Origin of the sequence: Neisseria sp. P0019.S003, from assembly GCF_051957115.1 — a bacterium.
Taxonomy (GTDB): domain Bacteria; phylum Pseudomonadota; class Gammaproteobacteria; order Burkholderiales; family Neisseriaceae; genus Neisseria; species Neisseria flavescens_D.
This window is the reverse complement of sequence record NZ_JBQCWT010000003.1, coordinates 207,353-226,601: the sequence shown is the minus strand read 5'-3', so window position 1 is coordinate 226,601 and position 19,249 is coordinate 207,353. Positions and strand designations below refer to the sequence as shown.

The 19,249-nt window shown below is 49.8% G+C and carries 16 protein-coding genes; 7 read left to right on the top strand and 9 right to left on the bottom strand.

Annotation, left to right across the window (positions count from 1 at the left end; all coding sequences use genetic code 11):
• Positions 1–276 precede the first annotated feature (276 nt).
• The 3 genes from ACTHTS_RS06500 to ACTHTS_RS06490 are packed head-to-tail and all read right to left on the bottom strand — an operon-like array spanning position 277 to position 1,703.
• Entirely contained in the window at positions 277–747 is a 471-nt protein-coding gene (locus ACTHTS_RS06500) for an antibiotic biosynthesis monooxygenase family protein (RefSeq protein ID WP_440369568.1), read from the bottom strand.
• 39 nt (positions 748–786) lie between these two features.
• Positions 787–1,224 carry a cytochrome b gene (locus ACTHTS_RS06495; protein ID WP_440369567.1) on the bottom strand — a complete coding sequence of 146 codons (438 nt, stop codon included), beginning with the start codon at positions 1,222–1,224 and terminating at the stop codon, positions 787–789.
• Positions 1,225–1,247: 23 nt separating this feature from the next.
• Positions 1,248–1,703 (bottom strand): hypothetical protein, encoded by a 456-nt coding sequence (locus ACTHTS_RS06490; RefSeq protein WP_440369566.1) that lies wholly within the window; start codon positions 1,701–1,703, stop codon positions 1,248–1,250.
• Positions 1,704–1,852: 149 nt separating this feature from the next.
• Here ACTHTS_RS06490 and ACTHTS_RS06485 point away from each other — a divergent pair, with 149 nt between their 5' ends.
• The gene (locus ACTHTS_RS06485; RefSeq protein ID WP_440369565.1) at positions 1,853–2,296 is read left to right on the top strand and encodes a MarR family winged helix-turn-helix transcriptional regulator; all 444 of its coding nucleotides are present in this window, start codon (positions 1,853–1,855) and stop codon (positions 2,294–2,296) included.
• A gap of 65 nt (positions 2,297–2,361) precedes the next feature.
• On the opposite strand, the gene dnaJ is transcribed toward ACTHTS_RS06485, so the two are convergent.
• A complete protein-coding gene (gene dnaJ, locus ACTHTS_RS06480) occupies positions 2,362–3,501 on the bottom strand; it encodes a molecular chaperone DnaJ (RefSeq protein WP_440369564.1) in 1,140 nt (379 codons plus the stop codon).
• 210 nt (positions 3,502–3,711) lie between these two features.
• Between dnaJ and leuS the strand changes: the two genes are divergently transcribed.
• The gene (leuS, locus tag ACTHTS_RS06475; protein WP_440369563.1) at positions 3,712–6,342 is read left to right on the top strand and encodes a leucine--tRNA ligase; all 2,631 of its coding nucleotides are present in this window, start codon (positions 3,712–3,714) and stop codon (positions 6,340–6,342) included.
• Between the two features lie 276 nt (positions 6,343–6,618).
• Here leuS and ACTHTS_RS06470 read toward each other — a convergent pair whose 3' ends face one another.
• The 3 genes from ACTHTS_RS06470 to ACTHTS_RS06460 form a co-directional block, all read right to left on the bottom strand.
• Complete coding sequence (locus ACTHTS_RS06470) at positions 6,619–7,908, bottom strand: ferredoxin reductase family protein (protein WP_004518917.1); 1,290 nt, start codon at positions 7,906–7,908, stop codon at positions 6,619–6,621.
• Positions 7,909–8,429: 521 nt separating this feature from the next.
• Positions 8,430–11,045 carry a bifunctional acetaldehyde-CoA/alcohol dehydrogenase gene (gene adhE / locus ACTHTS_RS06465; RefSeq protein WP_440369562.1) on the bottom strand — a complete coding sequence of 872 codons (2,616 nt, stop codon included), beginning with the start codon at positions 11,043–11,045 and terminating at the stop codon, positions 8,430–8,432.
• Between the two features lie 844 nt (positions 11,046–11,889).
• Entirely contained in the window at positions 11,890–13,209 is a 1,320-nt protein-coding gene (locus ACTHTS_RS06460) for an MFS transporter (protein ID WP_440369561.1), read from the bottom strand.
• A 362-nt stretch (positions 13,210–13,571) separates the two neighbouring features.
• Between ACTHTS_RS06460 and ACTHTS_RS06455 the strand changes: the two genes are divergently transcribed.
• Entirely contained in the window at positions 13,572–14,945 is a 1,374-nt protein-coding gene (locus ACTHTS_RS06455; protein WP_440369560.1) for a Na+/H+ antiporter family protein, read from the top strand.
• 1 nt (position 14,946) lies between these two features.
• Positions 14,947–15,174, top strand: a complete 228-nt coding sequence (locus ACTHTS_RS06450; RefSeq protein ID WP_004518924.1) for a SlyX family protein — start codon at positions 14,947–14,949, stop codon at positions 15,172–15,174.
• Positions 15,175–15,276: 102 nt separating this feature from the next.
• On the opposite strand, the gene lysA is transcribed toward ACTHTS_RS06450, so the two are convergent.
• Both lysA and lptM read right to left on the bottom strand, forming a co-directional pair.
• Positions 15,277–16,497, bottom strand: a complete 1,221-nt coding sequence (gene lysA / locus ACTHTS_RS06445) for a diaminopimelate decarboxylase (protein WP_440369559.1) — start codon at positions 16,495–16,497, stop codon at positions 15,277–15,279.
• A gap of 17 nt (positions 16,498–16,514) precedes the next feature.
• Positions 16,515–16,706, bottom strand: a complete 192-nt coding sequence (gene lptM, locus ACTHTS_RS06440; protein ID WP_003684659.1) for an LPS translocon maturation chaperone LptM — start codon at positions 16,704–16,706, stop codon at positions 16,515–16,517.
• A gap of 50 nt (positions 16,707–16,756) precedes the next feature.
• Here lptM and cyaY point away from each other — a divergent pair, with 50 nt between their 5' ends.
• From cyaY to ACTHTS_RS06425, 3 genes are all read left to right on the top strand, one after another.
• The gene (gene cyaY / locus ACTHTS_RS06435; RefSeq protein WP_070585221.1) at positions 16,757–17,080 is read left to right on the top strand and encodes an iron donor protein CyaY; all 324 of its coding nucleotides are present in this window, start codon (positions 16,757–16,759) and stop codon (positions 17,078–17,080) included.
• A 54-nt stretch (positions 17,081–17,134) separates the two neighbouring features.
• Positions 17,135–17,641: an S-ribosylhomocysteine lyase gene (gene luxS, locus ACTHTS_RS06430; RefSeq protein ID WP_440369558.1), complete on the top strand. Its 507-nt coding sequence runs from the start codon at positions 17,135–17,137 to the stop codon at positions 17,639–17,641.
• A gap of 184 nt (positions 17,642–17,825) precedes the next feature.
• Positions 17,826–19,223 carry a hypothetical protein gene (locus tag ACTHTS_RS06425; protein ID WP_440369557.1) on the top strand — a complete coding sequence of 466 codons (1,398 nt, stop codon included), beginning with the start codon at positions 17,826–17,828 and terminating at the stop codon, positions 19,221–19,223.
• Positions 19,224–19,249: the final 26 nt, after the last annotated feature.

The window sequence follows — 19,249 nt, the reverse complement described above, 5'->3', positions numbered from 1 at the left end:
AACCGAAAAGCGGGCAAACAAAAAGCGCTGTGCATACCGCCCGCAAGGGTATGGACAACGCTTACGTCTTGCCTGTCTTCCGATAAAGCAGAGAAGATACCGCTGCCACGGCCGCACAAGCCGATTATGTTGACAACGGTTTCGGCATTGCACCGAATGGCTACTCCCGTAAGAGTAAAGCGCGAATTGTAAGGCAAATCATGGCCTGAAGCAACAGAAAGAAAAACAAAAGGCCGTCTAAAACCCAATGTAAAGCAGATTTCAGACGACCTGCGATTACTTGCCGCATACTTCAAATTTACGGCCAAATCCTTTGCCACTATATCTGCCAAAACCATGCGGCATATCGTTTTCAATCACTTTAAACAAACCCGGGCTTGCTGTAACCCCTTCAGACATATTATCCGGTAGGGCCTGACGCATCTTGGCAGTAGCGGCTTTAAAATCTTCCATATTGCGCCAACGGGTTACGTTGACCAAATGATATTTACCGTTTGGATCTATATTTTGGTGCAGGCGCGTAGCTATATAGCCCGGCTGGGTTTTCAAAAAATCACGCGCTTTTTGCCAAGAAGCCAAAGCTTCGGCTTCTTTACCCTGCGGCACTTCAAAAGTATTAATGAGGACAACACTGTTTTGAAAGGCTTCACATTTTTCCTGCCACTGTTTGGCATTTGCAGTACAACCGACAGCGACAAAGGCAGTGACGGCAGCGGCGATCAGAGCTGTTTTTTTACGGATATTCATATGGATAGTTCCTTATAGGTTTAAATTGATGTGAGATATTTAAGCTCTTCCGAACATTCGGGGCATTACGGATTCGCCTTTGATGTAGTGGTAAACGACCATGCCGATATGTCCCAGAGACAAGAACAGCAACGAAAATGCCAGTGTTCCGTGAATCTGTCCTTCCTGAGTAATTTGTCTCATAACACCTGTGACTGGAACGGCAAGCATCAGGAGATACATTGCCCAATGTCCAAATTTGGCAACCATACTGCCAACCGGTCGATTGCTGGACTGGCGGATTGCCCGCATCACACGCCAAGCAGACAATATCAGCAGAAGAAAGCCAACCGCCTTATGAGGATTAGTCAAAAACTTCAGACTTTCATCCATATTCCAAGCAATGGCGGTTGCAAACATAAACAGATAGCAGGTCGCCATAGTCCAATGCAGAAAGCGGGTTGTAGTGCCGTAACGTTGCGGAATATCAGGTTTCATGATGTTTTCTCTTAAATTAACAATTAAATGGATTTCAATTTGGGTTTACGGATAGAAAATCCGTCTTTCATGCTCAGTCCCAACAGCGTCAGATTAGCCATACCGGCAATCAGTTCTACGATTTGAACGATATAAAACACGCTGTCAAACTGTCCGGCAGAAGCGCGGTTATTCAAGAAAAAGGCACAAGGCAGCAAAATCAGCATTCCATTGGCAGCGATAAACGGCATGCGTCGGCGTTTCGCGGCAATCGCGGCGTGTTTGCTTTTGCCGCCCATTTTCATGCCTGTTGCGCCTGCGGTTGCCATGCAGGCAATCAACCCGAACAGCGCATAAACAATGGTTTGCTTCACGGCGGCGACAGTTTCGTGCGAGCCGAAGAGTTCGCTGAACACGGTGCTGCTCCAAAACGAAGCGATGAATAAAAATGCACCCACCCCTGTGGCGGCGTGGATTTTGCATAAAGTATTGCGGTTCATTATGGTTTCCTTGAACATTTGAGAGAGGTCGTCTGAAAACATTTAAATAGCAAGCTATCGAGTTGAAATAAGTATAGCGTGCTATGAATTAAGATAGCAAGCTATATTTGTGATATAATCCGCAACAATCTGATTTTAAAGGAAACAAAGTGAACGAAGTTTTCAAAACTGAATCGGCAGGCTATCTGATGAACCACATTGCCCGCCAATTTGCCATTTTATTGAGCGAAGGCTTAAAACCACTGGGGATTGCGCCTGCACAATTTCCAATTTTGATCGAGCTATGGAATAAAGACGGCTTGAGCCAACAGGAATTAGTTGAGCGTGCCGATTTGAAGCAGGCAACGATTGCCAACACTCTGGCACGGATGGAGCGAGACGGATTGATTACACGGGAGCCTAATCCTGAAGATGCACGCAGCCGTTTGATTATGCTGACAGAACACGCGCGTGCTTTACAATCAAGCTCCACCGAAATTGCCAAAGCCATCAACCAAGAATCCTTGGCGGATCTGTCGGCAGACGAGCAGAAACAGTTTTTGGAAATGGCACAGAAAATTATATTGAAACAACAAAAGATGATAAAAGTCTAAAAAATATAAAAAAGGCCGTCTGAAACCCAATGTAAACAGGTTTCAGACGGCCTTTTTCACAGCGATTAATTATCGGAGAACAAATCGCCTACTTTTTCCCAAAACGATTTTTTGCGCGGAGTTTGGCTGAGGTCGAGGCCGGAGGAGATTTTTTCAAATTCTTCCAGCAACTCTTTCTGACGGTCGGTCAGGTTGACCGGAGTTTCAACCAAAATGTGGCAGTACAAATCGCCTGTCGAGCTGGAACGCAGAGACTTGATGCCTTTGCCTTTCACGCGCATACGGCGGCCGGTTTGCGTTTCTTTCGGAATGTGCAGTTTGACTTTGCCGTCCAAAGTCGGCACTTCGACTTCACCGCCCAATGCGGCAATGGCAAAGCTGATCGGCAGTTCGCAATGCAGGTCTAAGCCGTTACGCTCAAAGATTTTGTGCTGTCTTACGCGGACATTGACGTACAAATCGCCTGCCGGTGCGCCGTGTTGACCCGGCTCGCCCTCGCCGCTCAAGCGGATGCGTTGACCGTCGTCAATGCCTGCCGGAATGTTGACTTCAACTGTTTTGCTGGTTTTGGTGCGGCCTTCGCCACGGCATTTGACGCAAGGATCTTTGATTTCTTTGCCAGTACCGTGACAAGTCGGACAAGTCTGCTGCATTTGGAACATGGCTATGCGATCCTGTACCGTACCTGAGCCGTGACAGGTCGAACAAGTCGATGCGGATGTGCCCGGTTTGGCACCTGAGCCGTGGCAGACATCACATTCTTCGTAAGTCGGAATGTTGATGCGTTTTTTCACACCTTTGGCGGCTTCTTCAAGCGAAATCTCTATGCCGACCTGCAAGTCCGCGCCGCTGTAATCCGGCTGACGGCCGCCTGCGCTGCCGCCACCGCCGAACATTTGGCTGAAAATATCGGAAAAATCGAAGCCTTGCGCGCCACCGAATCCGCCAAAGCCACCGAATCCGCCCGCACCTGCGCCCTGTTCGAACGCGGCATGGCCGTATTGGTCGTACATGGTACGTTTTTCCTTGTCAGACAAGGTGTCGTAAGCTTTTTGGACTTCTTTAAATTTTTCTTCCGCTTCTTTGTTGTCAGGGTTGCGGTCGGGATGGTATTTCATTGCCAGCTTGCGGTAGGCTTTTTTGATTTCATCGTCGCTAGCGCTGCGGGCAACACCAAGGGTTTCGTAAAAATCTTTATTGCTCATAATTTTGATAGTGTTAAGAATGAATTCAAACTGGGTGGGATATGTGGGCGAGTATCAAAAACTCAAGTCAGTATTTTCAAGGCCGTCTGAAATTGTGCTTTTCCGACATCCAAACATTCAGACGGCCTTTGTCAAACCGACAGGCCCGACAACCTGCTATAATCCCATCTTTATTTTTTCCAACGTTTTCAAGCGAAAAACAGAATGACCATGCAAGAACATTACCAACCCGCCGCCATTGAGCCTGCGGCGCAGAAAAAATGGGACGACGCCCGTATTTTCAACGTCTCCGAAGACGCTTCCAAACCCAAATACTACTGCCTCTCCATGTTCCCCTACCCCAGCGGCAAGCTGCACATGGGGCATGTGCGCAACTACACCATCGGCGACGTATTGAGCCGCTTCAAACGCTTAAACGGCTTCAACGTCATGCAGCCTATGGGTTGGGACGCGTTCGGCATGCCGGCGGAAAACGCAGCGATGAAAAACAACGTCGCCCCTGCCGCTTGGACGTACGATAACATCGAATACATGAAAACCCAGCTCAAAAGCCTGGGTTTTGCGATTGACTGGGAGCGCGAAGTCGCCACCTGCAAACCCGAATACTACCGCTGGGAGCAATGGCTGTTTACCAAGCTGTTTGAAAAAGGCATCGTCTATCGCAAAAACGGCACGGTAAACTGGGATCCCGTCGATCAAACCGTCCTTGCCAACGAGCAAGTCATCGACGGGCGCGGCTGGCGTTCGGGCGCGTTGATCGAAAAACGCGAAATTCCGATGTATTACTTCAAAATCACGGATTACGCCGAAGAGCTGCTCAACGACTTGGACAAGCTGGAACACTGGCCGGAACAAGTCAAAACCATGCAGCGCAACTGGATCGGCAAATCACGCGGTATGACCGTGCGCTTCGCCGTTTCAGACGACAGCAAACAAGGCTTGGAAGGCGATTACGCGAAATTCCTGCAAGTTTATACCACCCGCCCCGACACGCTGATGGGCGCGACTTATGTTGCCGTTGCCGCCGAGCATCCGCTGGCAACCGCCGCAGCCGCCGACAAACCCGAATTGCAGGCATTTATCGCCGAATGCAAAGCGGGTTCCGTTGCCGAAGCCGACATGGCGACAATGGAGAAAAAAGGCGTGCCGACCGGCCGCTACGTCGTCAACCCGCTCAACGGCGACAAGCTGGAAGTGTGGATTGCCAACTATGTATTGTGGGGCTACGGCGACGGCGCGGTGATGGCTGTTCCGGCGCACGACGAACGCGATTTCGAGTTTGCCACCAAATACAACCTGCCGAAAAAACAAGTCATTGCCGTCGGCGACAGCGCATTCAACGCAAACCAATGGCAAGAATGGTACGGCGACAAAGAAAACGGCGTATTGGTCAACAGCGGCGACTTGGACGGCATGAATTTTCAGACGGCCTTCGACGCCATCGCTACCAAGCTGCAAAGCCAAGACGCAGGCGAACCGAAAACCCAATACCGCCTGCGCGACTGGGGTATTTCGCGCCAACGCTACTGGGGCTGCCCGATTCCCATCGTCCATTGCGAACAATGCGGCGACGTCCCCGTCCCTGCCGACCAACTGCCCGTCGTCCTGCCTGAAAACGTCGTACCCGACGGCATGGGTTCGCCACTGGCAAAAATGCCCGAGTTTTACGAAACCACCTGCCCATGCTGCGGCGGCGCGGCAAAACGCGAAACCGACACCATGGACACCTTCATGGAATCGAGCTGGTATTTCTTCCGCTACATGTCGCCCAAATTTTCAGACGGCATGGTCGATCCTGCCGCCGCGAAATACTGGGGCGCGGTCGACCAATACATCGGCGGCATCGAACACGCGATTCTGCACCTCTTATACGCGCGCTTCTTCACCAAACTGATGCGCGACGAAGGCTTGGTCAATGTTGACGAACCGTTCGAACGCCTGCTCACGCAAGGTATGGTCGTCTGCGAAACCTACTACCGCGAAAACGCCAACGGCAGCAAAGACTGGATCAACCCTGCCGATGTCGAGCTGACTTTCGACGACAAAGGCCGCCCTGTTTCCGCTGTTCTGAAAGCCGACGGCCTGCCTGTCGTCATCAGCGGCACGGAAAAAATGTCCAAATCCAAAAACAACGGCGTCGATCCGCAAGAGCTGATTAACGCCTACGGCGCGGATACCGCCCGCCTGTTCATGATGTTCGCCGCACCACCCGAACAGTCCCTCGAATGGAGCGACAGCGGCGTCGAAGGCGCACACCGCTTCCTGCGCCGTCTGTGGCGTACTGTTTACGAATACCTGAAACAAGGCGGCGCGGTCAAAGCGTTTGCAGGCAGCCAAGATGGTTTGTCTAAAGAACTCAAAGACCTACGCCACAAACTGCACGCCACCACCGCCAAAGTCAGCGATGACTACGGCCGCCGCCAGCAGTTCAACACCGCCATCGCCGCCGTGATGGAACTGCTCAACCAATACGACAAAACCGACACCGGCAGCGAACAAGGCCGCGCCGTTGCCCAAGAAGTATTGGAAGCCGCCGTACGCCTGCTGTGGCCGATTGTGCCGCACATCTGCGAAACCCTGTGGAGCGAATTGAACGGCGCGAAACTGTGGGAAGCAGGCTGGCCGACAGTCGATGAAGCCGCTTTGGTCAAATCCGAAATCGAAGTGATGGTTCAAGTCAACGGCAAACTGCGCGGCAAAATCACCGTTGCCGCCGACGCATCCAAAGCCGACCTCGAAGCCGCCGCCCTTGCCAACGAAGGCGCAGTGAAATTCATGGAAGGTAAACCTGCGAAGAAAATCATCGTCGTACCCGGACGCTTGGTGAATATCGTCGTCTAAACCGCTTTTAAGGTTTAGCCATACGGATAAAGGCCATCTGAAACTTGGAAACAGGTTTTCAGACGGCCTTTTATTTTTAAAACCGTTATTTCCTTGAATTGTAAGGTTTACCATTAAATTAAAGTTATGAAGATATTTTTTGAACCATCGTATTCAAATGAAGACCTTAGCTTTGATAAAAACTAAGGTTTAGACGAATAAAGAAAGGCTGAGACCTTTGCAAAAAAGCCCTTCCCACGACAGCCTAAATCCAAACAAAGGTCTCATCAGGTTCATTTAGCGGAATTCAAACAGCTCTTGATGCAATGAGCGTGTCTTAAGTTTTCCTGCAATACTGTTTGTAAAGCTACGACTACCACAAAGCCATAGACTGCGGGTTTCACTATTCTGAACGCTTTGTACAATATGATCAGCTGATAATCTTTGGGTTTCAGAAGGAATATAGTGGAATGTAACATTCGCTTGTTGAGCCAAATCTTTCCATTGGTTGATTATTTCTGCAGATAAATTTCTATCGGCATGGAACCAGTCAATTTGTTGATTGGATGGTTGTTTGGCTAATTCTTTGAGCCTTGCAAGGAAAGGCGTAAAACCAATACCGTTACTCACCCAAATTTGTTCATTTTTATCTGAAAAATTGAAGCGGCCATATGCACCATCAATTTTAACGGTATCACCGATGTTCAAACGTTGAGACAGACGATGGGTGTAGTCGCCCAAGTCTTTGATGATAAGATTGATTTGTTGATTTTCAGGATTCCAGTTTGAAGCGATGGTAAATGGGTGGCTTTCTCCATGTGCACGTAAAAAGAGGAATTGACCGGCTTGGTGTCCCTGCCATTTTGGCGCATTCAGGGTAAGTGAAAGCAGGGAGCCGTTTTGGTTCATGGCAGTTACTGTTGCGGTTTGCGGTTTACCAATGCGTTTAAAGAGGGCGAGGAGGGAACAAATACTACCGAAGAATAGGGCGGTAGCCAGCAACCAGCCAAGTGGCTGAGCCCAGTAAGCAAAGTTTGCCAATACGATGGTGTGCCATACGAGTGCAATATAGACAGGGACAATTAAGATGTGAAGTTTGGCAAACCAACGGTAGGGAATAAGTTTGATCAGTGCGATAACCAATAAGACGACTGCAACGTAAAAAGCAATCTCACCCACTTCTTCAGCAAAATGGCGCTGGGTAACTAACCAATCTTTTAAAGTCAAGACTTCCTGCATCGGTGGGCGCGGTGGCTTTTTGCCGTCAAACAGACCGAGCTTTACCAGCCATTTGGGGAATTGCTTACTGATCCAATGCAGGATACTGCCTGAAAGGGCAATGATGCCCAACCATTTATGCAGGCGGTACATTTTATCCAATCCGCCAAATAGTCCTTCCAACATTTTGGGACGTACTGCAAGAATCATACAAGCACTCATGGCCAGTATGCTGATGCTGCCGGTGAACTGTAATAATAGGTTACGTACGGGAAATACGCCCCACTTGTCTGGAAATGGCGTGGCAAACAGCCATAAAGCGGATATGCCGACTAAAAAGGCAAATAAGGTAAATTTAATATTTTTCATGGTAGTGTTCTTTGTGAAATTAAAATATAAAACAGTTGGTGCTTGTTTTAACAGGACTAAGTATATCTTGGAAAAATTAGGCCAAAATTATCGATAAAGTGCTTCCTGTATTCATTGTTAGGGCTTAAAACGCCAATGTTGGTATGCTCAGCCTTTCTTGTCGTTGATAGTTTAAAGTGGAACATTATTTAATAAATTCCACCACTTCGCGTTTTTGGGTGAGGCTCTTACTTGCGATAGCCAAATGCTGCCATCACACTTAACTTAAATTCTTGGGGATCAAACAAGCCTTTTTCTGCCAATAATGTATCCATTTTGGCATGAGGGAAACCTTCAACAGTGGGAAGCGGTCGATGTGTTTGGCAATCATGGCTTGGGCAGTTTACTGGAAGAAAGTACTCATGAGAAATCCCCTAAATGTCTTGGTGGAAATTTAGGGGATTTTGGGGAATTTTGCAAAGGTCTCAGGCCGTCTGAAACCCTATATTCAGGTTTCAGACGGCCTTTTTAACTACCCTATTTTATTCGCCGTAGTAGGCTTTGGTCAGGATTTCTTCCATATCGGCCACCATCGCGAGGCGTGGGTTGGCCGGGGTGCATTGGTCTTCAAAAGACATCATGGCCAGCTCTTTTCTGCCATCGAGGAAGGTTTTCTCATCGATGCCCTGCTCTTTAAACGACATTTTGATGCCGACGTTGACCGCCAGTTCGTGGCAGGCGCGGGCGAAGGATTCTACGCCTTCTGCCGGTGTGCTGCATGGCAGGCCTAAGGTACGGGCGATTTCCTGATATTTCAGGTCGGCTTTGTAGTAGTTGTACTTCGGCCAAGTGGCGGTTTTCTGCGGACGCGTGCCGTTGTAGCGGATGACGTGCGGCAGCAGGATGGCGTTGGCACGACCGTGCGGAACATGATATTTGCCACCGATTTTGTGTGCCATCGAGTGGTTGATGCCCAAGAACGCATTGGCAAACGCCATGCCTGCGATGGTAGAGGCATTGTGCATATGCTCGCGCGCTTCAGGATCGGCCGCACCATGTTTGTAGGAGCGTTCGAGGTATTGGAACACGAGCTTAATGGCTTGCAGAGCGAGGCCGTCTGTAAAGTCGTTCGCCAGTACGGAAACGTACGCTTCTACGGCATGGGTCAATACGTCCAGACCGGTATCGGCGGTTACGCCTGCCGGAACTGTCATGGTAAAAGCAGGATCGACAATCGAAATGGTTGGTGTCAGTGAGTAGTCGGCAATCGGATATTTTTTGTCTCCGTCGCTGATGACGGTAAACGGCGTCACTTCGGAGCCTGTACCCGACGTGGTAGGAATGCCGATAAATTTGGCTTTGCGGCCCAATTCAGGGAAACGGAATGCGCGTTTGCGGATGTCCATGAATTTTTGCACCAAGTCTTCAAAATCGACTTGCGGCTGCTCGTAGAAGAGCCACATGGCTTTGGCCGCGTCCATCGGCGAGCCGCCGCCCAGCGCAATAATGGTGTCCGGCTGGAAGCTGCGCATCAAATCCGTGCCTTTATAGACGGTTTGGACGCTCGGATCGGCTTCAACGTCAGTAAACAGCTGGATGGTCACTTTGTTTTTGCGTTGATGCAGTTGATGGGTGATTTTATCGACAAAGCCCAGGTCAACCATCGAACGGTCAGTCACAATCATGACTTTTTCGCAGTCTTTCATGTCTTGCAGATATTGAATGGAATCGCGTTCAAAATAGATTTTGGCGGGCACTTTGAACCATTGCATGTTGTTTCTCCGACGGCCTACTTTTTTGATGTTTAACAGATTGACTGCGCTGACGTTGCCGCCGACGGCGTTTTTACCGTAAGAGCCGCAACCGAGTGTCAGAGAAGGCAGGAAGGCGTTGTACACGTCGCCGATGCCGCCGAAGGTGGAAGGCGAATTCCAAATCACGCGTAGGGCTTTGACGCGGGAGCCGAACGTTTTGACCAATTCTTCGTTAGCGGTATGGATGGCGGCGGAGTGTCCCAAGCCGTCAAAGGCAACCATTTCTTCGGCGAACTTCAAACCTTGTTCGGTCGAATCCGCCTTAATCATGGCCAAAACAGGCGAAAGTTTTTCGCGGGTCAACGGCTCGTTCGGGCCGACTTCGCGGCATTCGGCGATGATGATGTTGGTTTTTTCAGGCACTTTAAACCCAGCCTGTTCGGCAATCCATGCCGCCGGTTTGCCCACTACCGCAGAATTGAGTTTCGCTCCGCCGCAGCTGGCGCAATTCGCCGTTATGCCGAAGATAAACTCTTCGAGCATGGCTTTTTCTTTTTTGTTGGCGAAGTACACGCCGTAGGATTTGAATTCTTCGGCCAACTCTTTGTAAATCTCTTTATCGGCAATGACGGCTTGCTCGCTGGCGCACACCATGCCGTTGTCGAAAGATTTCGACATCACAATATCGTGCGCCACCTGTTTGATGTCCGCCGTTTTTTCAACATAAGCAGGTACGTTGCCCGCCCCGACACCGAGCGCAGGTTTGCCGCAAGAATACGCGGCTTCTACCATCGCATTGCCGCCGGTCGCCAAAATCGTTGCCACGCCCGGATGCTTCATCAGCGCGGAAGTGCCTTCCATAGACGGCTTTTCAATCCACTGGATACAGTTTTCCGGCGCACCGGCCGCAATCGCGGCATCGCGCACGATTTGGGCGGCGTGGGCGGAACACTGCTGGGCGGACGGGTGGAACGAGAAAATAATCGGATTGCGGGTTTTCAGCGCAATCAGGGATTTGAAAATAGTGGTGGAAGTCGGATTGGTTGTCGGCACAATACCGCAAACCACGCCGACCGGATCGGCAATTTCAGTAATACCGGTTACATCGTTTTCACTGATGACGCCTACGGTTTTCAAATCACGCAGGCGGCGCACGACGTTTTCGCAGGCAAACAGGTTTTTCGTCGCCTTATCCTCAAACACGCCGCGTCCCGTTTCCTCTACCGCGTGCATGGCGAGTACACCATGTTTGTCCAGCGCGGCGATAGAGGCTTTGGCAACAATAAAATCAATCTGCTCCTGATCAAGCTTAAGAAACTCGTCCAATGCCCGTAAACCCTTGTCAACCAGGCTGTTTACCTCGGCTACGGCTGGGCTGACGACGTTGTCGGCTGATGCGTTCATGGTGTATCTCCTTAATAAAAGGTGGCAATAATGTCAATAAATTTTCACTACGATAACTATAGGTAATTTAGTTACATTTTGCTTTGACCTACATCACAAACCATGATTGAACTTTTCAGACGGCCATTTTATCGTTTATTCATTTTAATTCTTTGAAGTATAATATTTTTATCTACACAAAAACAAAGACGGTTATTCTTCATCGCTTTCCTCGATAATTAAGATAAAAACAGAAAAAAGATGTATTAAAATTACATACTCGAAATAAAACAAAGACCGTCTGAAAATCTTTATCAGACGGCCTCATTTTCTTAAATATACTTCTCAAGCAATGGCTTAGATGTTAGAATGACAACGTTGTTCCCAATAGGGAACAACAGGTTTTTCAGGGTAAGTCAGACTTGGATTGCCCTTATTTTTCAGGCGGAAGCCTTATTTTCTATGTTAATCCCCGTTTATCTTTGTGAATATTTGTAATTTAGATATTGACCATTTTAACCTGCTGAATTTAATAGAGAAAACACCCCTCCGCTCTCTGAAAAACCTCCCCACCACATGGGGATTAAGACTCAAATACGCCAATGTCTTCGTTAGCAGATTTCAGAGCTCTGAAAAACCTCCCCACCACATGGGGATTAAGACACTGGTTTTTGTTGGATTTTCAGGGGTTAATTCCCTCTGAAAAACCTCCCCACCACATGGGGATTAAGACCCAACAGCTTCCAAGGTAGTAGTGATAGGTGAAAGGCTCTGAAAAACCTCCCCTCCACTCGGGGATCTTGGCAAGGCAAAAAAAGGCCGTCTGAAAATATTTTTCAGACGGCCTTTGTTTTATGTATGCCTTTTATTGACTGATGTCTTCCAGCGTACGGCCTTTGGTTTCTTCACCCAATACCAAGATTACCGCCACAATCAGCAGCATAACCAGCGCAAACATCATAAAGATATTGCCGAAGCCGCCGCTGTTGCCCACCATCGCCGCCACCACCATAGGCGCGAGTATGCCGCCGACGCGGCCGATGGCACCTGCCCAGCCGGATGCGAAGGCACGGAAGCGCAAGGGGTAGAGTTCGGGGGTGTAGGTGTACAAAACGCCCCATGCGCCCAAATTAAAGAAGGACATCAGGCTGCCCCAGATCATGACTTCGGCCGCAGTGGTGCTTTGCCCGAAAAACCATGCGCACGCGGCGCACGCGGCCAGGAAGCCTGCCAGCGTTGCTTTGCGGCCGATTCTCTCCACCAAAGCCGCAGCGGCTATATAGCCGGGCAGTTGCGCAACAATCATCACCAGCACATATTCAAAGGTTTTAACCACGGTATTGCCCTGCTCGACCAGCAATTTGGGCAACCAAGTGAAAATGCCGTAATACGAAAACACGATGCCGAACCAAACCAGCCACAACATCAGCGTGCGCCGTGCAAACGGCTGTTGCCAAAGTTGGACGAAGCGGATGCGTTCGCGCGGGGTGGCCGGTGCGGCAACGGCTTGTGTCGGCGGCGTGATGCCCGACTGAATTTCCAGCGCGGATACCAAACGGTGCGCTTCGTCGGTTTTGCCGCGGGAAAGCAGGTAAGGCACGGATTCGGGAACGAATTTCAACACCAACGGCACATAAAACAGGGGCAAGGCGCCGAATAAAAACGCGCTGTGCCAGCCGGTTTGCGGAATAAAGAAATAAGACACCAGCGCGGCCGAGAGCCAGCCCAAGCCCCAAAAGCTTTCCAGCAATACAATAAAACGGCCGCGTACTTTCGGCGGCGCATATTCGCTGACCAGTGACACGGCGACGGGCAGTTGGCCACCCAAGCCGACGCCGACAAAAAAGCGGCACACCAGCAAAACCGTCAAATCAGGTGCGAGCGCGCACAAACCTGTGGCAATACTGTACACCACCATCGTGCCGGCAAAAACGGTTTTCCGTCCGAACCTGTCCGCTAGCCAGCCGCTGAATACCGCGCCCAAAGCCATGCCAACAAAGGCAATGCTGACAATCCAGCCCAACTGCGCCGGAGCCAGCGCCCAATCTTTGCCCAAAGCCGGCAATACAAACGACACCAAGCCCGTATCCATGGCATCAAACAGCCAGCCGATGCCGACCAACACTAGAAGTTTGTAATGAAATCGGGAAGGCGGCAGATTGTGCAGCCGCGTCAGAATATCCATCACTTCTTTCCTTTGTTTGTATGATTGAATTGGGTTTTAGCAATAAATGCTTTAATTTCAGTGACAAACCTGAAACCGAGACATTGTGTCGATTTTAACATTGGTACCCTATGCAAAGAATAGGAAGCGCGTGTTTTTTGGCTATTTTTGAATATATTCATCTCGGCGATAAACCGCATACCATATTAAAACATGAAACAAGAAATCACTTCAGGCCGTCTGAAAGCCGATTATTTGGTTTTCAGACGGCCTGCCGTTTTTTGCAAAGGCTTCATGCTTGGGTTATGATGTTTATTTGTAATATGTAAACAGACGATTGCCTGTTTTTACATAACAGGCCGTCTGAAACAACGGAGAACGATATGAATGCGGTTGTAATTGCGGTCATCATCATGCTGGCGCTGTCTTTATCGCGCGTGCATGTGGTGCTCAGCTTGGCTGTCGGCGCGTTTGTCGGCGGCTTGGTGGCCGGTATGCCTTTGGAGAATGTAACCAACGCGGCCGGCGATGTGGTGCAGCAAGGGATTATTCCCGTTTTTAACGAAGGCTTGAAAGGCGGGGCGCAAATCGCGCTGTCTTATGCCATGCTCGGCGCGTTTGCCATGGCCATCACGCATTCCGGCCTGCCGCAACAGCTCGCCGGCGTGATTATCCGCAAGCTCAACGGCGGCGAAGGCAATGCGAAAGGCGAAGGCGCGGTCAAATGGATGCTGCTGGCGATTATTTTGTGCATGGGCGTGATGAGCCAAAACGTTGTGCCGATTCATATTGCGTTTATCCCGATGATTATTCCGCCGCTGCTGTTGGTGTTCAACCGTTTGAAACTCGACCGCCGCCTGGTGGCCTGCGTGATTACGTTTGGCTTGGTAACGACTTATATGTTCCTGCCTTACGGTTTCGGCTCCATCTTCTTGAACGACATCATGTTGGGCAATATCCGCTCGGCAGGGATGGACACCGGCGGCATCAATGTGATGCACGCAATGGCGATTCCGGCTTTGGGCATGGTCTCCGGCTTGCTGCTGGCCTTTTTGCACTACCGCAAGCCGCGCATTTATCAAAACAACGCCGCCGATACGGAAGACAATCGTGAAGCGGTGCAGCAGCAAGAGCCGTCAACCTATCGCAGCTTGGTGGCGGCCGTGGCGATTGCCGTGTGCTTTGCCATTCAGCTTTTGTATGAAAACTCGTTGGTATTGGGCGCGATGTTGGGCTTTGCCGTGTTTATGATGTTGGGCGTGATGAACCGCTCCGCCGCCAGCGATGTGTTCGGCGAAGGCATCAAAATGATGGCGATGGTCGGCTTTATTATGATTGCGGCACAAGGTTTCGCCGCCGTCATGAACGCGACCGGCGACATTCAGCCTTTGGTCGAGCGCAGCATGGCTTTGTTCGGAAGCAATAAAGGCATGGCCGCCTTTACCATGCTGTTTGTCGGCCTGCTGGTAACCATGGGCATCGGCTCGTCTTTCTCCACCTTGCCGATTATTACCGCGATTTATGTGCCTTTGTGCATCAGCTTGGGCTTCTCCCCAATGGCTACCGTGGCCATTGTCGGCACGGCAGGCGCGCTGGGCGATGCGGGCTCCCCCGCTTCCGACTCAACGCTCGGCCCGACCATGGGCTTGAACGCCGACGGTCAGCACGACCACATCCGCGATTCGGTTATCCCGACCTTTATCCACTACAATATCCCGCTGATGGTTGCAGGCTGGATTGCCGCGATGGTGCTTTAATATGAGCGATATTCAGGAATTGGAACACCGCGTCACCGAGCTGGAAATTCAGACGGCCTTACAGGAAGACTTAATCGGCAGCCTGAACGACACCATCGCCAAGATGCAGCAGGCTTTGGATTTGCAGCAAGGCCAGCTGCGGCTGCTGTACCAACGGATGCAGGACAAAGGCGCAAACGGCGAACGCGAACCGTACAGCCTGCGCGATGAAATTCCGCCGCATTATTGATAACCTAAAAAAGGGCGTGTTGGATACATGCCCTTTTCTTTCATAACAAAGGCCGTCTGAAAGTCAATCAAGCTTTCAGACGGCCTTTTAAACAATCCAACCTTACAAACAAGCCAATTCGTTGGCCATTTGCTGCTCGACGGTTTCACGTTGGCGGATAAGTTTGTATCCGCTGCCGTCAACCAATACTTCCGCCGCACGATTGCGCGTGTTGTAGTTGCTCGCCATGCTTGAACCATACGCACCGGCGCTGCGGATAAGCAACAAATCCCCTTCTTCGCAGGCGATGGTGCGGTCTTTGCCGAGGAAGTCGCCGGTTTCGCAAATCGGGCCGACGATATTGGCCGTCAGAGGCTCAATGTCTTTGGTTTCGACCGCTTCGATGTGATGATAGGCATCATAAAGCGCCGGGCGCATCAAATCGTTCATCGCCGCATCGACCATCACAAAGTTTTTCTCTTCGCCATATTTGACGAACTCGACGCGAGTCAACAACGCGCCTGCATTGCCGACCAAACTGCGGCCTGGCTCGAGAACCAGTTTCAGACGGCGTGTACCGATCAGTTTTTGAACGGCTTGGGCATACGCGCCCAAATCAGGCACATTTTCGTCTTGATAAACAATGCCGACACCGCCGCCCAAGTCCAAGTGTTCCAACACAATGCCTTCGGCTGCCAATTGGTCAACCAAGGCCAAGATACGTTCGCAGGCCTCGACAAGCGGGCTGAGGTCGGTCAGTTGTGAGCCGATATGGCAGTCGATACCGACAATTTTCAAATGGCTTTGTCGGGAAGCATGACGATAGGCCTCAAGCGCATCGGCATAGGCAATACCGAATTTGTTGGCTTTCAGGCCGGTGGAGATATAAGGATGGGTTTTGGCATCGACATCGGGGTTGACGCGCAGGGAAACCGGAGCGACTTTACCCAAACGCGCGGCAACTTTCTGAATGCGGTCGATTTCGGGAATGCTCTCCATATTGAAGCATTTCACGCCTGCATTCAGCGCAAATTCAATTTCTGCTTCACTCTTACCCACACCGGAAAAAATCGTTTTCGCCGCATCGCCGCCTGCCGCTAAAACACGCGCCAACTCGCCGCCGGACACAATGTCAAAACCACTCCCCAAAGAAGCAAAGTGCTTGATGATGCTCAGGTTGCCATTCGCTTTGACCGCATAGCAGACAAGCGGATTTAAAGCGGCAAACGCGGTTTGGTAGTTTTCAAACGCCTCGGTCAGCGCAGATTTGCTGTACACATAAAGCGGCGTGCCGAATTCCTCGGCAAGATGGGAATAAGGGATTTGTTCGCAGGATAAGGTCATGTTTGTGAAGTCTTTTTTTAATCGTTGGTTTGAGTGGTCGGCTCTTTTGCCGTATCGAATTTCAAGCCGGTCTGAATCACGCCGAAGCGCGCCTTGTCGCCTTCTTTGGGCAGGTAGAGGTCGCCTTTGTAGCCGCAGGCAGAGAGCAGCAGAGCCGTTGCCGCTGCAAAAAATACGCCGTATTTCATCAGTAAAACTTTCTTCATCATTACGAATGTGGCAAGATTCGGTATCTTAAACAAAAACCACACAAAAAGCCATGATGACCGAAAGCGAATTCATCCGCATGAGCGAAGAATTGTTTGAACACATTGAAGACCAAATCGATGAAAACGGCTGGGATTTCGACTGCCAGTTTGCCGGAAACGTACTGACCATCGAAGCCGAAGACGGTACGCAAATCATCGTCAACCGCCACACGCCCAACCAAGAATTGTGGATTGCTGCCAAAAGCGGCGGCTACCATTTCGCCGAGCAAAACGGCAAATGGCTGGCAACGCGCGACAGCCGCGATTTCTACGACGTTTTAAACGAAGCACTAAGCGCGGCTTCGGGCGAAGCAGTTGAGATTGCGGAATTGTGATTCAGTCTCCAAATATCCCTAGCTAAAAATCTATTTACCTCAAAGGACACCCAAATGCCCCTACTAGACAGTTTCAAAGTCGACCACACCCGTATGCACGCCCCTGCCGTACGCGTGGCAAAAACCATGACCACGCCCAAAGGCGACACCATTACCGTATTCGACCTGCGCTTTTGCGTTCCCAACAAAGAAATCCTGCCTGAAAAAGGCATCCACACGCTGGAGCATTTGTTTGCAGGCTTTATGCGCGACCACTTAAACGGCGACGGCATTGAAATCATCGACATTTCCCCGATGGGTTGCCGCACCGGTTTCTACATGAGCCTCATCGGCACGCCCGACGAGCAAAAAATAGCCGACGCATGGCTCGCTTCAATGCAGGATGTTTTGACCGTTCAAGACCAAAGCAAAATCCCCGAGCTGAACGAATACCAATGCGGTACCTACATGATGCACTCGCTTGCCGAAGCACACGAAATCGCCCAAAACGTTTTGGCACGCAAAGTCGCCGTCAATAAAAACGAAGAGCTGACATTGGACGAAAGCCTGTTGAACGCTTAATCCGCCATGACAGCAAAGGCCGTCTGAAACTTTATATGACAAGTTTCAGACGGCCTAAGACCTTTTATTCCAATTTTCAACCTTTCAGCCACAGTTTTACACCGCCTAAAAATAAGTTGGCGGATGCTGACAGTGTACATAGTATAATTACACTTTAAACAAACAACCTGATTCTATTGCTTTTATGAAACCGTTTTTCTGCAAAACCGCCATTGCCCTCAGCCTGACCCTCCCCGCCGCCGCCAACGCTGCCGAGTATGTCTGCAATGTTGAAGGCATCTCTGTTTATGCTTCATACCCACTCAACAATACCTGCCGCGTAGTTGACACAAACACCACCACAGAGAGCAGCATTGTTGCAGAACCTAACGTATTCACTGAATCTGAACCAACTAATAAATCCGTTACAAATGGTTCTGCTATCCTCAACGATATGTCCGCTTTAAAAACGGTACAAACAACAGAATTTAAAGCATCTGCCACTGACTACGTTCATGCTTCTCAAGCAATGCCTGCGGTACAAACCCCAGTCGTTGTTGCTCGAAACGAAAATGGTATTCCCGCACCTATTTCCATTCCTATTGCACAAGCACGTCTAACTTCTCAAATTGACAAAAATGTTGCTGACGGCCTTGCCATTCTCAGCGATACAGCTGTTTTAGACACTACCCCTACAATAAAATCTGAAATTGACACTACCGACGTTCTCAATGTCATGCCTGCTACTACACAGCCTCAAACTATGGCTGATCAAACTCCAAACAATACTCCTGCCCCTATTACGCAAACCCTTCCAACAACATCTGCGATTCAAATCCCTCAAACAATTATTCAGAATCCTGTTGTTTCAACCCAAACACCTGATAAAACTACGGCCAAACAAAATAACCAAACCGTAATTGCCTCAGATGAAGCAATTGACAAAACACCTATCAAAGTTGAAACCAAGCGTAAAGGTAAAGCCTATACCAAAACCGCAACCCGACAGAATACAAAAAACACCAATACTGGTAAAACAACTGTCGCAAACACGGCTAACGAACAAACGATTAAAACCGTTGTTGCGCCAACAGTAGAATCAAATGTACCAAACAAACCTGCTGCAACGTTTTCCCCAGTAGATCAAAGCAAAACATCCGTACAAACGCCTTTCCCTAAGGCATATAAGCCGGCTGCCGATATTCCGTTCGATCCAAGCAATGTTTACAACGATATTAAAATTTTGCCCCATATTCCAATTACAAGCGTGACCAATACAGCCGAAGCCGCCAATCCGCGCATCAATATTATCCTGCGCAACCACCCAGGGAAAGCACGCGCCTCTTCATACAGCAAATACAAAGCCCCTGTTGTCCGTACTGCACCTGTAGTTAAACCTGCACCCAAACCAAATCCTAAAGAAGCCCGGAAACAGGTATTGCAAACTGAAGTACGCAACGAACAGGCCGCTATTATCCGCGCTCAAACACAGCTGAATGCAGCGAAACAAAAAGGCGATCAGACTAAAATCCAACAGCTGACCCGTACCATCAACGACCGCAAAGCGAATATCCGTGCTATTCAAGGCGAGATGTCTCGTTGATTGGGTTTTGATACAAAAAGGCCGTC

Bases quoted from the DNA above. Each gene is read 5' to 3' on its own strand.
- ACTHTS_RS06490 (WP_440369566.1), bottom strand. From the start codon at position 1,703: ATGAACCGCAATACTTTATGCAAAATCCACGCCGCCACAGGGGTGGGT.
- ACTHTS_RS06425 (WP_440369557.1), top strand. From the start codon at position 17,826: ATGAAACCGTTTTTCTGCAAAACCGCCATTGCCCTCAGCCTGACCCTC.
- lptM (WP_003684659.1), bottom strand. From the start codon at position 16,706: ATGATGAAGAAAGTTTTACTGATGAAATACGGCGTATTTTTTGCAGCG.
- ACTHTS_RS06500 (WP_440369568.1), bottom strand. From the start codon at position 747: ATGAATATCCGTAAAAAAACAGCTCTGATCGCCGCTGCCGTCACTGCC.
- cyaY (WP_070585221.1), top strand. From the start codon at position 16,757: ATGATGACCGAAAGCGAATTCATCCGCATGAGCGAAGAATTGTTTGAA.
- lysA (WP_440369559.1), bottom strand. From the start codon at position 16,497: ATGACCTTATCCTGCGAACAAATCCCTTATTCCCATCTTGCCGAGGAA.
- ACTHTS_RS06495 (WP_440369567.1), bottom strand. From the start codon at position 1,224: ATGAAACCTGATATTCCGCAACGTTACGGCACTACAACCCGCTTTCTG.
- leuS (WP_440369563.1), top strand. From the start codon at position 3,712: ATGCAAGAACATTACCAACCCGCCGCCATTGAGCCTGCGGCGCAGAAA.
- ACTHTS_RS06455 (WP_440369560.1), top strand. From the start codon at position 13,572: ATGAATGCGGTTGTAATTGCGGTCATCATCATGCTGGCGCTGTCTTTA.
- ACTHTS_RS06460 (WP_440369561.1), bottom strand. From the start codon at position 13,209: ATGGATATTCTGACGCGGCTGCACAATCTGCCGCCTTCCCGATTTCAT.
- ACTHTS_RS06450 (WP_004518924.1), top strand. From the start codon at position 14,947: ATGAGCGATATTCAGGAATTGGAACACCGCGTCACCGAGCTGGAAATT.
- luxS (WP_440369558.1), top strand. From the start codon at position 17,135: ATGCCCCTACTAGACAGTTTCAAAGTCGACCACACCCGTATGCACGCC.
- ACTHTS_RS06470 (WP_004518917.1), bottom strand. From the start codon at position 7,908: ATGAAAAATATTAAATTTACCTTATTTGCCTTTTTAGTCGGCATATCC.
- dnaJ (WP_440369564.1), bottom strand. From the start codon at position 3,501: ATGAGCAATAAAGATTTTTACGAAACCCTTGGTGTTGCCCGCAGCGCT.
- adhE (WP_440369562.1), bottom strand. From the start codon at position 11,045: ATGAACGCATCAGCCGACAACGTCGTCAGCCCAGCCGTAGCCGAGGTA.